The 14,828-nt window shown below is 53.8% G+C and carries 14 protein-coding genes and 1 pseudogene; 8 read left to right on the forward strand and 7 right to left on the reverse strand.

Features of this window, described 5'->3' with window-relative positions; translation table 11 throughout:
* Positions 1–148 precede the first annotated feature (148 nt).
* A pseudogene (locus M891_RS26130) lies at positions 149–718 on the forward strand (aminotransferase class I/II-fold pyridoxal phosphate-dependent enzyme); the annotation flags it as partial.
* 51 nt (positions 719–769) lie between these two features.
* Entirely contained in the window at positions 770–1,879 is a 1,110-nt protein-coding gene (locus M891_RS25260) for a hypothetical protein (protein WP_157268770.1), read from the forward strand.
* Positions 1,880–1,905: 26 nt separating this feature from the next.
* Here the strand turns inward: M891_RS25260 and M891_RS23420 are convergent, their stop codons facing one another.
* Positions 1,906–2,658, reverse strand: a complete 753-nt coding sequence (locus M891_RS23420; RefSeq protein ID WP_036699519.1) for a DUF2161 family putative PD-(D/E)XK-type phosphodiesterase — start codon at positions 2,656–2,658, stop codon at positions 1,906–1,908.
* Positions 2,659–2,895: 237 nt separating this feature from the next.
* Here M891_RS23420 and M891_RS0106260 point away from each other — a divergent pair, with 237 nt between their 5' ends.
* From M891_RS0106260 to M891_RS0106270, 3 genes are all read left to right on the forward strand, one after another.
* The gene (locus M891_RS0106260; RefSeq protein ID WP_028538218.1) at positions 2,896–4,791 is read left to right on the forward strand and encodes a PrkA family serine protein kinase; all 1,896 of its coding nucleotides are present in this window, start codon (positions 2,896–2,898) and stop codon (positions 4,789–4,791) included.
* A 693-nt stretch (positions 4,792–5,484) separates the two neighbouring features.
* A complete protein-coding gene (locus M891_RS0106265; protein WP_028538219.1) occupies positions 5,485–5,811 on the forward strand; it encodes a hypothetical protein in 327 nt (108 codons plus the stop codon).
* Positions 5,812–5,925: 114 nt separating this feature from the next.
* Positions 5,926–6,429, forward strand: a complete 504-nt coding sequence (locus M891_RS0106270) for a hypothetical protein (RefSeq protein WP_051416856.1) — start codon at positions 5,926–5,928, stop codon at positions 6,427–6,429.
* A 2-nt stretch (positions 6,430–6,431) separates the two neighbouring features.
* Here M891_RS0106270 and M891_RS0106275 read toward each other — a convergent pair whose 3' ends face one another.
* Positions 6,432–7,826: a SpoVR family protein gene (locus tag M891_RS0106275; RefSeq protein WP_371859565.1), complete on the reverse strand. Its 1,395-nt coding sequence runs from the start codon at positions 7,824–7,826 to the stop codon at positions 6,432–6,434.
* A 41-nt stretch (positions 7,827–7,867) separates the two neighbouring features.
* Positions 7,868–9,037, reverse strand: coding sequence for a sporulation protein YhbH (gene yhbH, locus M891_RS0106280; RefSeq protein ID WP_028538222.1), 1,170 nt, complete (start codon positions 9,035–9,037; stop codon positions 7,868–7,870).
* 188 nt (positions 9,038–9,225) lie between these two features.
* Between yhbH and M891_RS0106285 the strand changes: the two genes are divergently transcribed.
* Entirely contained in the window at positions 9,226–10,242 is a 1,017-nt protein-coding gene (locus M891_RS0106285; protein ID WP_028538223.1) for a DUF7309 domain-containing protein, read from the forward strand.
* Positions 10,243–10,371: 129 nt separating this feature from the next.
* On the opposite strand, the gene M891_RS0106290 is transcribed toward M891_RS0106285, so the two are convergent.
* From M891_RS0106290 to M891_RS0106300, 3 genes are all read right to left on the reverse strand, one after another.
* Positions 10,372–11,226, reverse strand: coding sequence for a DegV family protein (locus M891_RS0106290; protein ID WP_028538224.1), 855 nt, complete (start codon positions 11,224–11,226; stop codon positions 10,372–10,374).
* 37 nt (positions 11,227–11,263) lie between these two features.
* Positions 11,264–12,124, reverse strand: a complete 861-nt coding sequence (locus M891_RS0106295) for a DegV family protein (RefSeq protein ID WP_028538225.1) — start codon at positions 12,122–12,124, stop codon at positions 11,264–11,266.
* A 193-nt stretch (positions 12,125–12,317) separates the two neighbouring features.
* A complete protein-coding gene (locus tag M891_RS0106300; protein ID WP_009227081.1) occupies positions 12,318–12,728 on the reverse strand; it encodes a hypothetical protein in 411 nt (136 codons plus the stop codon).
* 173 nt (positions 12,729–12,901) lie between these two features.
* Here M891_RS0106300 and M891_RS0106305 point away from each other — a divergent pair, with 173 nt between their 5' ends.
* Entirely contained in the window at positions 12,902–13,291 is a 390-nt protein-coding gene (locus M891_RS0106305; RefSeq protein WP_028538226.1) for a DUF423 domain-containing protein, read from the forward strand.
* A 67-nt stretch (positions 13,292–13,358) separates the two neighbouring features.
* On the opposite strand, the gene M891_RS0106310 is transcribed toward M891_RS0106305, so the two are convergent.
* Positions 13,359–13,907 (reverse strand): hypothetical protein, encoded by a 549-nt coding sequence (locus tag M891_RS0106310; RefSeq protein WP_028538227.1) that lies wholly within the window; start codon positions 13,905–13,907, stop codon positions 13,359–13,361.
* A 212-nt stretch (positions 13,908–14,119) separates the two neighbouring features.
* Between M891_RS0106310 and M891_RS0106315 the strand changes: the two genes are divergently transcribed.
* Positions 14,120–14,593 carry a Dps family protein gene (locus M891_RS0106315; RefSeq protein ID WP_028538228.1) on the forward strand — a complete coding sequence of 158 codons (474 nt, stop codon included), beginning with the start codon at positions 14,120–14,122 and terminating at the stop codon, positions 14,591–14,593.
* The last annotated feature ends 235 nt before the right edge of the window (positions 14,594–14,828 follow it).

A 14,828-nucleotide genomic window follows, 5' to 3' on the forward strand; every position in this document is an offset into this window, starting at 1 on the left:
TCGCAAAAATGATAGATTTGCCAATTCTTCGCCAAAATCAAGCACGACGCAGGGGTTGGCTCCTGTTGTCTGGGAAATTTGTCCTGCAGTACAATTGCAGATACAAGTGAAATGGAAACGGGGTGTTCTTGTGGACACGGGCTTGGAAATGCTAAAACGTCGGCTGCCGCCGGTCTTTGCCCAGGAAATCGAGGATGGGGTGCGGGGGGGCCGCCTCATTTCATTAGCAGGGCTGCATGGGAACGGGGGCGGCGTGCGGCTGGAAGGGATCTCCGCTGCGGACGACCAAGGACAAAGCGGATCGAAGGCGGGGCGCCGCGATGCTGGCGCCTTGCTGGAATGGTTGGCTGAGGCCTATGAAGAGGCCGAAGGCATCCGCACGCACCCGCAGCAATGGTTGCTGGCTGAAAGCGCCGATGGGGCGCTTGACCTGCTGCTGCGGGTGTTGGTGCCGGGCGGCGGCACGGTGCTCGTCGAGACGCCGGCCGCCCCGGAGGCGCTGGAGCTGATGCGCCGCCGCGGAATCCGCGCGGTCCCGGTAGCCTGTGACCGGGACGGCATGCTGCCGGACGATCTGCGGCAGAAATGCAAGCCGTCGGGAGGGCGGCCCGCTTTCATCTATGTGACGCCGCATTTTGCCAACCCGTCCGGCCGGGTGTGGAGCCGGCAGCGCAAGCTGGCGCTGCTGGAGCTCAGCGAGCGACTGGGGGTGCCGATCGTCGAGGACGATACGGCGTGCTTGGTGCCGCTCGCGGAGGGGGCTTTCGCCTTGGGAGGGGGCGACGGAATGAAGCGGGTGGAGGTATCCGTTGCAAAGGCAAGCACGAAACCCGAAGGAGGGAAGGAGGGGATCCATAAGGACGGAGAGGCAAAGCAAGATCGGATTCGAGTAGATGCGGGAAGTCATCCCATTTCGGGTGCGGCGGAGACCAAGGACGAGGTGGGGAAGCGGCGTGAAACGGAAAATAAGCCTGAGGCGGACAATCTTAGAGGGGTGGGCTATCAAGAAAACCGAGTTGAACCTGAGGCAGAAGATACGGGGATGGATCGCAGTGAAAGTCCAGGCAAGGGGGGGGCCAAGAGCAGCGGCCTACGTGGGGAACCGGGCGTGGAACCGAGGGAGGAAGTGAGGGGCGAGCCGGACGTAGACCTGAAGTCGGAATTGCTGGCAGAACAAAGCGGTGTAAATGAAGGAGTGGCTGAGGGTAAGAGCCTGGCCGTCAGGCAGGTTGAGAGGGAAGCCGAGGGACACTGCCGAGCCGAGAATTTGGCCGAAGCTGGGGGCGCTGTGGATACCACGTCGCTGTATGCGCTGCGCCAGCAGGCGGGACTATGGGGAGCCGAGATCATCAGCCTCGGCTCCCTGGAGCGGACGCTGACGCCGCAGCTGCCGCTGGCCTGGCTGCGCGGCGAAGTGAAAACGATGGAACGGCTGCGCCAAGTTCCATCGCTCGGCAGCTCCAGCGCCGCGGGTGCGGCCGTGGCCGAGCGAGCCCGGCGGCTCCACGCCTGGCTCGCCCAGCCGCCGGGGCGCGGGCGCGCCGCCGCCGCAGCTGCTGCGGCGGCGTATGCCGCGCGGCGCGCGCTCGCGCTGGAGCTGCTGCAGGCGCCCGCTTGGCGCGGCGCCTGTGTGGAAGACCCCGGCGGCGGGCTGTTCCTCTGGCTGCGCCTGCCCGCCGGGGTCTCCAGCGAAGCGCTGCTGCGCGCTTCGCTGCTGGAAGGCACAGCGTTCCTGCCAGGGACGCTGTGCTACGCCAAAGAGCCGGATGATCGTTTCATCCGGCTGACTGTTGCCGCGCATGAACCGGCGCGGCTGCGCGAAGGGCTGGCGCGTCTCACCGCCGCCCTCGCCGAGTTCACGGTGCGTTCTGTGGACTAATCCAGAGCCAGACCACTGCATCGCTCTTATTCCTGTTCCTGCTCTGCGGTCGCTGCCGCCCGCCGCCAACTGTCCACGACATGGGCGTACTGGCGAAGCCCTTCCTCGCCAGCCGGTGTCAACGCATATCTCCCGCGCACCACGCGGCGGAACCAACCGTAGTAATCGCGCTGCAGGATCGCGGCGGCGCTGCCAACGCCGCTGCGGTCGCGCGCGTCCTTGGGCGACATTTCACCGCCGCCTTCCTCAATGGCGAGCGCCACGCGCAGCGCCCGTTCGCGGTAGGCTGTCACCAGCTTGGTGCCGGTGCTGCCGCCAACGTTGTAGTCGCCGCTGCGCTCGTGGAACTCGTGAAGCAGCTTCTCCACTCGGCGCTTAACCACCTTCGGCCCCGGCAAGTATAAGGCGCCGTCTCCCGGCTGGCACAGGACTTCCACGAAGGCGGGTTTTGTTTTATATCGAGTGACCGTGATCAACCCGAGTCCCAACCGGCGGCATAGCATCGTAATTTCGCTCCATCGCTGGTTGTGCGCCCCTTTTTTGGCGCGATTCCGTTCTACGGCTAGATACACCTCAGGGCTCAGGCGTTGGCGCTCCAACCCCTGCAGCAGCAGGGGAAGATTAAACGTCTTTTTGATCTCCACAATCAGCGGCTCATCGCGATCCAGCCGAACGCCAACCAAGTCGCAATGCCGCACTTCCCCCTTAATCACATACCCTCGCTCCTCAAAAAAAGCCTTCAACGGAGCGTACAATTCCGTCTCATGCTGTACCGCCATGACGATCCCCTTTTCCTCTTTGTTCCCATGATCCTGCTCAAGATTATATCACAAAGCTAAATTCCTACTTTTTCCATCTGAATATTTTCGTCGGAAAAAAGGTCAACTTCTCCCTCCCCGGCGCATAGGTATGTAATACACTTTTTTTATCGTGGATGCTCCATATCTGGTCATGTAAGTTCTAAAGATCGGGGACGCGGGAGAACCCCTAAAGCGGGAGTACAGGAGGTACCTAACATGGACATTTTTGAGCGAATTGCGGCTTATCGGGCGGAAAGCGACTCCTTGTCGTGGAGCGGCACATTTAAAGACTATGTTGAACTGTTGGCCAAAGACCCTTCGCCGGCGATGACCGCCCATGCCCGGGTTTATGAAATGATTAAATCCTACGGCATTGAAGAAGTAGACGGCCGAAAAAGGTATAAATTTTTTGAGCAGGAAATCTTCGGTCTGGATCGGGCCATCGAAAAGCTGGTCGAGGAGTATTTTCACTCCGCCGCTCGTCGGCTTGACGTACGCAAGCGGATTTTGCTGCTGATGGGGCCGGTCAGTGGGGGCAAGTCCACCATTGTAACGCTGCTGAAGCGCGGGCTAGAGAAGTTTTCCCGGACCGATAAAGGGGCGGTGTACGCCATCGCCGGGTGCCCGATGCATGAGGACCCGCTGCACCTCGTTCCGCATGAACTCCGGCCGGAAGTTGAGCAAACGCTGAAGGTTAGAATCGAAGGCAATTTGTGCCCGGTGTGCCAGATGCGGCTGAAAACGGAGTATGGCGGCGACATCGAGAACGTCAGAGTCGAGCGGGTGCTCTTGTCCGAAGAGGAACGGGTGGGGATCGGCACGTTTAGCCCCTCGGATCCCAAATCCCAGGATATCGCCGATTTGACCGGCAGCATCGATTTTTCCACCATCACTGAATATGGTTCCGAATCCGATCCGCGGGCCTATCGCTTTGATGGTGAGCTGAACAAAGCCAACCGCGGCCTGATGGAGTTCCAGGAAATGCTGAAATGCGATGAAAAGTTTCTATGGAATCTGTTGTCGCTGACCCAGGAAGGGAATTTCAAGGCGGGGCGGTTTGCGTTGATCTCGGCGGATGAGCTGATTATCGCGCACACCAACGAAGCGGAGTACAAAGCGTTTATTGCCAATAAGAAAAATGAAGCCTTGCAGTCGCGGATGATCGTCATGCCGATCCCTTATAACCTCAAGGTGTCCCAGGAGGAGAAAATTTACGCCAAGCTGATCGCCCAGAGCGATATGAATCACGTTCATATTGCGCCGCATGCTCTGCGGTCCGCCGCGATTTTCTCCATCTTAACCCGGTTAAAGGAGACGAAGAAACAAGGCGTCGATCTGGTGAAAAAGATGCGGCTCTACGACGGAGAAGAGGTTGAAGGATACAAGGACGCCGATTTGAAGGAACTGCAAAACGAGTACCTGGAAGAAGGCATGTCCGGCGTCGATCCGCGTTATGTCATCAACCGGATTTCCAGTGCGCTGATTAAGCAAGATTTGCATTGCATGGGCGCACTTGATATTTTGCGGGCCATCAAGGACGGTCTCGACCAGCATGCTTCGATTACGAAGGAGGAACGCGAGCGTTACTTGAACTTCATCAGCATCGCCCGTAAGGAATACGACGAGATTGCCAAGAAAGAAGTGCAAAAAGTGTTCGTCTACTCGTTTGAGGAATCGGCGCGTACGTTGTTCGAGAACTACCTCGACAACATTGAGGCGTTCTGCAACTGGACCAAAATCCGCGATCCCCTTACCGACGAGGAGATGGATCCAGACGAGCGGCTGATGCGCTCGATCGAGGAGCAGATTGGCATCTCGGAGAACGCGAAGAAGGCGTTCCGGGAGGAAATTTTGATCCGGATCTCTGCGTATTCGCGGAAAGGGAAGAAATTTGAATATAATCACCACGACCGGCTGCGGGAAGCGATCGAGAAGAAGCTGTTCGCCGACCTGAAGGACATCGTTAAGATCACGACATCAACCAAAACGCCGGATGAAAATCAACTTAAACGCATCAACGAGGTCAGTAAGCGGCTGATTGACGAGCACGGCTACTGCCCGGTGTGCGCCAACGAGCTGTTGCGTTATGTCGGCAGTTTGTTGAACCGGTAAAGCGCAGCAGTTGCAAGGTGGGGGAGATCCCTCCACCTTTTTTTGGTGTGCTGGGGCGTGCATCTACCTGTCCTTACGTTCTACCGCTCGTGTTTCTCCATTAAACAAACGGTTTTTCCTTCCCCCATTTTACCCACCTTACTCACGTCACTCACGTCGTACCTCTCCAACAATTTTATGTCCCACCATGCCACACTCGCTCCCTAATTAACCGTGACACGTTACCTTATGTTCGCGCTCCCCTAATTTACTGGCTTCACACCCCCACGCGGCACTTTATCCACCAACTAACTGGATTTTCTACCGCTAATTTCGTGTCGGAAAGGCTTGTTAAACAATTTAACTGGAAAAAGTACCGCTAATTTCGCATCAAACTCGCCAATCCAGCAAAATCGCCCAAATTAACGTTACTTTTTACTGCTAATCCTCTCCTAAGGGCAAAATGAGCAAAATTAACGGTAGGTTTTACAGCTAATATGTTTCCGCGTGTTGAAGTCCCTAAGCGAAGATCAGGTTCAACCAAGCAAACCTCAAGCAAACCCAACCCAAGCCCCATCCGTTGCCCCTTCAACTAACCTAATCACGCCCGACGGCATCTGGCAAGACCGGGCCGGATTTCTGCGCCAAGCATCACCGCCTACTGGGTATTCGCATACGATAATTTGAACTTGAAACGTTGGAGGCGAAGAACGAATGAGTGTTCAACCATGGGGTTATCCGCAGCATCGAGTCGTTTACCAGGCGAATCCGCAGCATGTTCAGCACTTGCGGACGGTTCGTAACCAGGTGCACGACATCTGCCGGCAGCATATGAATCAACGGGTGCGTATTGAAACGATGGATGGTCATGTGCATGTGGGCCGAATCGTGGGCTGCCAAGGCGGGTTATTGCAATTGGCTGTTCCGCGGCAAGGGGGCCAGCGCGCCTTTGGCGTTCCTTATTGGGGGCTTAGTCCCAGTGATGAGACCATTTTGACACTGGTTCTCTACGAGCTGCTGGTCATCGCACTGCTGTCCTGATGGACTCTTAAAGGGGCATACCATACTGAGTGCTCCCCAGATCAAACAAGAGCCGCCAGATCAATTGATCCGTGCGGCTCTTTCTGTTAGTTTGAAACCATAGGGGGCGATACCTTGGAAAAGAGTAACCAACTCATGATCATCGTTGCTGCCATCGCAATCTTAGCATGCACCTTCTGGGCCGGATATGCGATTGGCTTGAAGCAGAGGGCACCTATGGATCCTTCTGCTGTTCAGCAAGCCATTCATTCCAGATGGGTTCAGGCTGACACGCCGCCTTCGCCTGCGGTGACCGTACAAGGAAAGGCCATCGAAGTGGCTAGGGGCGGTTACTCGTGGTGTAAGCCTGTATATAACAGCAAAGGCAGCTGTGTCAGCGTGGATTCCAGCATTCTTGAAACCGAGCCCGTTGAAGTACCCGCAGGCGCTCCAATCGATACCGAAGCGCCCAAGGGCATCAAGGAATTTACGCTAACGGGGATGGATTCAGCAGGCGGGGCGCTCGAGCATCCCTACACGGTCCCGCAAGAGAAAGGAATCTATAAGTACCGCATCCATTGCGAATGGTTTCTGGATCAAGGCCAAAGCGACTTTTATTTCACCTTAAAAGTCACCTGAACTCAAAGCATCTTCCTCACATGCTTCTGCCCGTCATAAGAGAAGAGCGCCCGTTTATCCTCCACCACCGTCTCCAGATGCACCGGGCGGCCCCATAACTTGTAAACGTAAGGGAGTGTATGCTCCAGATACTTCAGGTCCAGCTCAATTCCTTCATATTGATGCTTCAGCAGCAGCTCGCCGGAGCGCAGGTAGTCGCCGTCTTGGACAACGATGTAGGGCGAGCCGCCGTTGACGCGGGAGGCGATCAGCTGGTCGCGGACATTTTCCCATGACTTGTCGGTGATTTTCCACTCCGGACCTTGCTTCTCGAAAATATACAAGTCCAGATCACGGACGAGATCCTTGGTCAAATAGCTGCGCAGGAAGGAAATGTCCGAATCGAGCTCACGCACCTCGAAGATTTTCTCACGGCCTTTTCCAGGCTCCCGGCCAAAGCGGCGGCGTTCCTCTTCGGTCGGGTTATCCCAGCGGCGCTCGATGTCCTCGAAGATCTTGAGCCCGAGGTAATACGGGTTCAGGCTTTGCCGCGACGGCTGGACGACCGAGGCGTTCAGCTTGGCGAATTCGACCGTTTCGTCGCTGGTTAGGTCCAGCTCACGGATGATGCGCTGATGCCAGTACGAAGCCCATCCCTCATTCATGATTTTCGTCTCCATCTGCGGCCAGAAGTACAGCATCTCCTCCCGCAGCATGCTCATGATGTCCCGTTGCCAGTCTTCCAACACTTCGGAATATTCCTGGATAAACCAGACGATATCCTTCTCCGGCTCAGGCGGGAAGTGGACGGCGGCCTCTTTGGCGTCGTCGTTTCGTCCGCTCGAAGGTTCATCAAGCGCCCAAAGATCGTCGTAAGGCCCTGCTTTCACCGAACCTTGCCGTCCTCCCTTTGCCCTCCGAATCTTTTCTTCCATCTGCTGTCGTTTATCATACCGCATCGGCTTGATCAGCTGCGGGTCGACGTGTTCCTGGATTGCCAGCACCGCGTCGATGAAGCTCTCCACCGTTTCCGCACCGTAGGCCAGTTCGTACCGGCTAATTCGCTCCGCGGTGGCGGCCATGCTCTCGACCATATCTCGGTTGGTGGCGGAGAAGCGCACGTTATTTTTAAAGAAGTCGCAGTGGGCGAGCACGTGGGCGATGATCAGCTTGTTCTGGATCAGTGAATTGCCTTCCAGCAAAAAGGCGTAACACGGATTCGAGTTAATGACAAGCTCGTAGATTTTGCTAAGTCCGAAATCGTATTGCATCTTCATCTTGTTAAACATTTTGCCAAAGCTCCAATGCGAAAACCGGGTTGGCATTCCGTAAGCCCCAAACGTATATATGATATCGGCGGGGCAAATTTCGTAGCGCATCGGATAATAATCAAGACCAAACGAGTCGGCGATCTCCATAATTTCTGCGATGGCATATTCGAGCTGTTCTAATTCGCTGCTCAACTAGCGGCACCTCCTTCGCGCTTGTGGAAGAACCGTTTTAACGCGTTGTAAACTTCGCCTTTTTCCTTAATGACGTAATACATGAATTTCTCTTGCTTGATCGTCCGGTAGGCGGACATCAAGGTACTGCCGCGATTGTACTGATTGACTTCCCCGTAGCCAAACATGTTGCTGCGCTTCATCAGCTCGCCAATCAGCTTGACGCAGCGCTCGTTATCGGAAGTCAGGTTATCCCCGTCGGAGAAGTGGAAAGGATAGATGTTGTAGCTGGACGGCGGGTAACGGGTGTCGATGATTTCCAGCGCTTTTTGATAGACCGAGGAACAGATGGTGCCGCCGCTTTCCCCGCGGGTGAAGAACTCTTCCTCGCTGACCTCCTTGGCCTCGGTATGATGGGCGAGAAACACAATTTCGACCTTCTCGTACTGACGCCGCAGGAATCGGGTCATCCAGAAGAAGAAGCTGCGCGCACAGTATTTCTCGAACGCCCCCATTGAACCGGATGTATCCATCATCGCAAGGATCACCGCATTGGAGTGGGGCACAACGACGTCCTCCCATGTTTTGTAGCGGAGATCGTCCGGCGTAATGCCGTGGATGCCAGGAGTTCCGGCGGTGGCGTTACGGCGCAGATTCTCCAGGATCGTACGTTTCTTGTCGATGTTGGACATGAGGCCTTTTTTGCGGATATCGTTAAAGCGGATAGATTCGGTTTCCAAATCTGCCTTGTCTTTTTCCTCGATATAAGGCAATTCCATCTCTTCGAACAGCATATCCTCCAGTTCTTCGATGCTAATCTCCGCTTCTACGTAATCGTAGCCCGGCTGATCACCGGCCTTGCCGCCTTTCCCGCCTTTTCCATTATCCTTCGGGCTGTCTTGGCCGAGTACGTCTCCCACCTCGCTGCTCCCGTCGCCTTGGCCAACATGCTTATGTTTCTGGTAATTATGGATGAAGCGGTACTCTTCCAAATTGCGGAGGGGGACCTTAATGATCTGCTTGCCGTCAGACATGATGATATTTTCTTCGGTGACGAGATCAGGCAGATTCTGCTTAATGACCTCTCTCACTTTCTCCTGATGACGTTGTTGATCCTGATACCCTTTCCGGTGCAGCGACCAGTCCTCTTTGGAGACGACAAAGTGATATCGATCAGGCGTTGGCATAGATGAACACCTCCATATCGGGATTTCCCGGTACGCTAGATTTTGTGGATGTAAATAAAGTATATTCACGGAGAGGTGCGATATGTGAGCGAGCTTGCGCTCGTTTGGAACAATCAGGCTGGAAAAAGGCAGAGATCCGGGTTAAGCTGGATATCAATGAGGGAGGCTGCCAAAGGAGGTCGCAACGGGTGCAAATCAATCAAGTTTGGCTAAACTTATATCAAGCTGCGGATCAATTTAAGAAGCTGGAGCCCTGGGTATGGCTGACAAACGTTCATTTGTTTGGCGTGCGCAGTCCACGGGATCACCGCATCGGATATTGCTGTGTAATGGGGAGCGGTAAGGAGATGTATGGACTGGCCGTTTATTTGGGAACGGAGGGCTTGCAGACGGTACTCGAGATGTTAAATGGGGAGTTCACCGGCGATCCGCTGTTTGCCCAGCATTGTTATATGCTGTCCTTTGGCAGCCGAGATGAGTTGTACCCAGAGGAATATGAACGGTTGAATGAGCTTGGTTTATCCTATCAAGGCAAAACCGCCTGGCCGTCCTTCCGTCTCTACGAACCCGGATACGTGCCCTGGCCGCTGACACAACGGGACGATATGGTTTTCTTGACGGAGATTCTCCACCAAGCGATCGAGGTGTGCCTGACCTATCGACAGAATCCCGATGCTTTGTTAGCAGGTAATGGGGAACGATTTCTCGTGCGAGTCCCGTTGACGGAGGGAGAAAGCGACACAATGCAGTGGAGAAGCGAATGGCAAGAGCCGGATCCAGCCGATCAATGGCAGCCCGCCGGACGAGCGGCCGTAGTGGACGAACTGCGGATGGTGAAAGCTCGGCGCGCAGTCAACGGCGATGCAGGGATCTGGGAGGTCGACAGCTTTTATATCCCGATGCCGATTGAGGAGGAAGGACGGCCGTTCTACCCCACCTTGAACATCATTGCAGATCAAGAGACTGGGCAAATTCTGCACTACGGGTTGACTCCACAGAAGGAAGCGTCTGAGAATCTTGCAGAAGGCTTATTAGCGCTGATCGAGATGCATCGGGTGAAGCCAACGCGGCTTGCGGTCCGTACTTCGAAGATGGAGGAAGAACTGGCGCGGGTGATCGCAGGCTTTGGGCTGGTCAGCCGGATCGAACCGCATCTTCCGGCGATTGAGGAGTTTCAGCGATCGGTGGGCGGCAGGCTGTTCTAACTAGATAAAATCAGATTGATCACCGGGACTCCAGCGTTATTACTGAGAGTCCCGTTTTTTTGTGCCTCAAGACGCAAAAAGGAAGGCCGGGGAGAGTCCCTGGTCTTCCTTTTTTATTTTGCATAAAACTTATGCCAGCTTCTTCGTATACAGGATACCAATCGTTTTGGCACCGCAATGGCTGGAGATGACGCAGCCGGCATTGGACACCGCAACTTGGCGGGCGTTCGTCTTGGCTTCTAACGCTTCCTTCAGCACCTTCGCGTCCTCATCCGCCAAGGAATGCGTGACGAAGATGAGATCATTATCCATCTCAGATAGATGGCTAAGCGCATTGTTTAACAGCTGATCGAGCGCTTTGTCCCGGCTGCCGCGAATTTTGTATGCTGGCGTCATTTTGCCGTTCTCGACCTTGATCACAGGCCGAATTTTTAGCAGACTGCCAACGATGTTCTGCATCCCCGAGCAGCGACCACCCTTATACAGATAATCCAGCGAATCGATGACAAATTCGGTCTCGACCTGCGGACGCACGGCAGTCAACAGGGCAATGATTTCTTCAACGCTCTTGCCTTCTGCAGCAGCGTTAACGGCTTTCATCACCTGCAGCCCGATGCCGCTCGATAAATTCAGGGAATCGAACACCGTCACCATCCCTTCGGCAAATTCGTCTGCGGCAATCAGCGCATTTTGATAAGTCGAGGACAGCTCTGAGGACAAGCTGATATAGAGAATTTTCCGGCCTTCCTCAATATGTGGACGAAACGCTTCGATGAAATCCGCCGGTGACGGTGCCGCCGTCTTAGGCAATTTGCCCGTCTCATCGACTTTCCGGTAGAGCTCGGGCACCGTCAGATCGATCCCGTCCTTGTAGGTTTGTTCCGAAAACGTCACATACAGAGGCACAATGCCGATGTCGTACTGCGCAATCCATTCAGCGGGGAGATCGCAAGTGCTGTCTGCAAAAATTTTAATGGAACCCATATAAATCCTCCTAAACGTCTATGGTTATCTATGGGACTTATGAAGCCGCCGATTTTCTTGCATACATAATCGCGACGGTATGGGGGCCGCAGTGGCTCGAAATGACGCAGCCAGCTTCTGCAACAGCGACTTCTCGTACACCGGTCTGCTCCCGCAAAATCACGGATAACCGATGGGCCTCCTCCTCCGCGAGCGTATGTGCGACCAAGATCAAATCCTCATCCATCTGATCTTTGTCGGCCAGGGCATTGTCAAGCATGAGCTGCACGGCTTTCTCCTCGCGGCCTCGTACTTTGTAAGCCGGGATGATGTTCCCGTCCACCATCTTCAGGACCGGACGAATCTGCAGCAGGCTGCCCATGATGTTCTGCATCCCGGAACAGCGACCGCCTTTGTACAAATAATCCAACGTATCAATGACAAATTGTGTCTCCACTTGGGAGCGTAAGGCGGCAACTTGTCCAGCGATTTCTGCGGCTTCCCACCCTTGCTCAGCCAGGCGTACGGCCTTCATGACCAGCATCCCGATCCCGCTGCACAGCGTCAAGGAATCTACGATATGAACTCGACCCTCGGGATATTCCGCAGCTGCGATAAGCGCGTTCTGATAGGTGGACGACAGCTTGGACGACAAGCTGATATACACGATGTCCATTCCTTGATCGATGTAAGGGCCGAAAGCGCTCATAAAATCCTTGGGGGATGGGGCTGTTGTCTTAGGTAATTGCCCCTCGGCCTCCACCCGGCGATAAATATCGAGCGGGGTAATGTCGATGCCGTCCCGGAACGTTTCATCGCCGAATACGACGTAAAGCGGAACCAGGCCGATATCGTACCGTTCGACCCAGCCAGCTGGCAGATCCGAGGTACTATCCGCAAAAATTTTCACTTTAGACATAAGCAGTCTCCTTGAGTAGTTGATGCAAATCACATGTAATGTAAAAGAAGAACTTTCATACATTCTATCAAAAAGAACAAGACAAGGAAAAGCCCCAAGACCGACCAAAGACCCGCGGGGTTTGGGGCTTTCGGCAGTTGTCCGCGATGGACGCCGCCGATTCGAGGGAAAGCTTACATGGTACCGCGTTATCCTAGGCCGTGAGGCTGCCAAGCACGATTAGCAAGATGAAGAGAACGAACGGCAAGACCGAAAAAATCGTGCCTAATATCGCAAACACTTTCCTCCGATTACGGATCGCCAAGCCTACGATGCCCAGAATCAATCCAATCAAGTCCAATAAGCCGGAAATCAGGAACAGCAGAACGCCAAGCACGGTCCCGCTTCGCTGCATCAGGTCTTCGGCGATGACCTCCGCAGGCTGGTCCACGAGATCCATCGCTGTAGAAATAATCAGTGCCAGCGCAGCGATATAGCCAATTACGGCAAGTAAGCTGAGTACGAAGGAGGCGATGCCGGGGCCGGAGAATTTCATCCGGTTTGTTGGCTCGTGGGGGGCAAAATAGGGTGATACAGGATCTTGCTCCGATTGACGATAATCCATCCCAAAACTCCTTTATAGACAGTAATGTAAACCTATTCAAGACCATCTTCAAATATCCTCCTGAAAATTGCAAGGATATTTTTGGTTGAAACGGTGGTGGAAATCAGGCTAAACCCTGCGGTATGATGGACACGAAGGCTATTGGACATGATCAGAAAGGGGCGAAATCGATAGTGCAGCGTAAATATGCGGGGATCGGAGCGATTGTCATGCTTCTCTCCGTGGCGTTTGGTGCGTTTGGCGCCCATATTTTGAAAGAGCGGATCGGGGAGGCAGCAATCGGCACCTTTGAGACCGGAGTCCATTATCAAATGATTCATGGCATCGCCATGCTGCTGACCGCGCTATTTGCCGCGAAGTGGGGAGACTCCAAGCGGCTGCTGTGGAGCGGACGGTTATTCCTGATCGGCGTGATCTTATTTTCAGGCAGCTTATATGGCCTTGCCACCTTGGACTTACGATGGCTTGGTCCGGTGACACCGCTTGGCGGCGTATCATTTCTAGCTGGCTGGCTAATGCTCGCACTGGAAGCCTGGAAGGCAGCACCGCGGGCGGGGGCTTGAAAAGGGCTGGCGCAACCTGCATCCACAGGAAACGCCAGCCCTTTTGACTGCATTGTTCAGATATTTTTCACGTATCTAAAAAATCGATGATCTCGCTTAGCTTCAGTGTGTAGACCTGCTTCTCGTCGACGTGGTATACACTCACAGCATAAGTTTCCGGAAGGAAGTTTAGGATTCGGCACGGCATACTCGTCCGCTTCCCGTTACGATTGATGTACAATCGGACAAGCTTATTGCCTGTAATGTAGCTTTGAATCCAGTCTTGGAATTCATCGCTTGTGGTCAACTCCTTGAAGTTGCTCGAAGCCGGCTCACTTTTCTTCTTCTCCACCGCAGCGGATGGCTTCGTCGTTTCTTTACCGCTATTCTTGGCCTTTTCGGCTTGGGCGGTATCAATGCGGGACTGCTTACGAGAAGCCAAGGTAGATTCGATGATTCGTCCCAGCTCGATTCCGGAATTAATGCGGTAATCTATAATGTCAGGGCTGTCGTTCAGCAGCTTCATCAGCGCTTGCAGAGCCATCGGGTTCGTTGTCCCTTTGACTAGAATCTCGACGTTAAATAAATAGCCCAATTCGTCATCTTGTTTCTGATGTTGACCGGTTTGATTTTCCATAATTCCCCCATAGTGATTTCAAGTTGGCAGAGAAAGGTCGTCCCTCTTCTGTTGAAAATCCTCAATAATAATAGCACCACTATGACAACAATCATAGCCCAAATTTCAAGAAATTTACACAAATCTATACATCTCATGGATCTTTTGTTTCGTCCTCCCGGAATCAGGGTAAAATAATGACAACTTTTAATTGAAGAAAGCAGGGGATAAGGATGGGCAAATCGGAAGCTACACCGGCAAAGAATACGAAGAAATCCAGCCTGGAGCAGCTGCTGAATGAACAGGTTGCTAACCTAAACGTGCTTTATGTCAAACTGCACAACTACCATTGGTATGTTAAAGGGACGAACTTCTTTCGGCTGCACGCCAAATTTGAGGAGCTATATAATGAAGTTACTGAACAAATGGATGCCATTGCCGAGCGGATGCTCGCACTGAAGTGGAACCCGGCAGCTTCGCTGAAGGAGTATCTGGACTTGGCCACCATTCAGGAGGCTACCGGGAAGGAGGAGCCGCAGGCCATGGTTCAGCATGTGCTTGAGGATCTGGCAACCTTAACGGAGGCGTACAATGAAGGGATTGGGCTAGCCGATCAAGCGGAGGATAACGTCACCAGCGATTTATTAACCGGTTATCTCGGCAAATGGGAAAAACAGATGTGGATGCTCCGGGCTTACCTGGATTGATAGATCTTCTCTGAGCCAAAGGCAGAGATCACGCATTCCAAGAGGGCTTGGCCGCAAGCGCGGGCCGAGTCCTTTTGCATTGTCTGGGATGACGATATTGCATAACAATGAACATCCGCCGTCATACGTTGCTTATGGATATAAAGTAGGTTAGAATGAAATGAGAATCAGTGAGAATCACTTAGAATTATTCTAATGTGATAATTGTTATGATATAATGGCAAGAACGAGGGCG

The sequence above is a fragment of the Paenibacillus sp. J14 genome (genome assembly GCF_000518465.1).
Classification (GTDB): Bacteria; Bacillota; Bacilli; order Paenibacillales; family Paenibacillaceae; genus Fontibacillus; species Fontibacillus barengoltzii.

Bases quoted from the DNA above. Each gene is read 5' to 3' on its own strand.
- M891_RS23420 (WP_036699519.1), bottom strand. From the start codon at position 2,658: ATGGCGGTACAGCATGAGACGGAATTGTACGCTCCGTTGAAGGCTTTT.
- M891_RS0106260 (WP_028538218.1), top strand. From the start codon at position 2,896: ATGGACATTTTTGAGCGAATTGCGGCTTATCGGGCGGAAAGCGACTCC.
- M891_RS0106265 (WP_028538219.1), top strand. From the start codon at position 5,485: ATGAGTGTTCAACCATGGGGTTATCCGCAGCATCGAGTCGTTTACCAG.
- M891_RS0106275 (WP_371859565.1), bottom strand. From the start codon at position 7,826: ATGGAGATCGCCGACTCGTTTGGTCTTGATTATTATCCGATGCGCTAC.
- yhbH (WP_028538222.1), bottom strand. From the start codon at position 9,037: ATGCCAACGCCTGATCGATATCACTTTGTCGTCTCCAAAGAGGACTGG.
- M891_RS0106290 (WP_028538224.1), bottom strand. From the start codon at position 11,226: ATGGGTTCCATTAAAATTTTTGCAGACAGCACTTGCGATCTCCCCGCT.
- M891_RS0106295 (WP_028538225.1), bottom strand. From the start codon at position 12,124: ATGTCTAAAGTGAAAATTTTTGCGGATAGTACCTCGGATCTGCCAGCT.
- M891_RS0106300 (WP_009227081.1), bottom strand. From the start codon at position 12,728: ATGGATTATCGTCAATCGGAGCAAGATCCTGTATCACCCTATTTTGCC.
- M891_RS0106310 (WP_028538227.1), bottom strand. From the start codon at position 13,907: ATGGAAAATCAAACCGGTCAACATCAGAAACAAGATGACGAATTGGGC.
- M891_RS0106315 (WP_028538228.1), top strand. From the start codon at position 14,120: ATGGGCAAATCGGAAGCTACACCGGCAAAGAATACGAAGAAATCCAGC.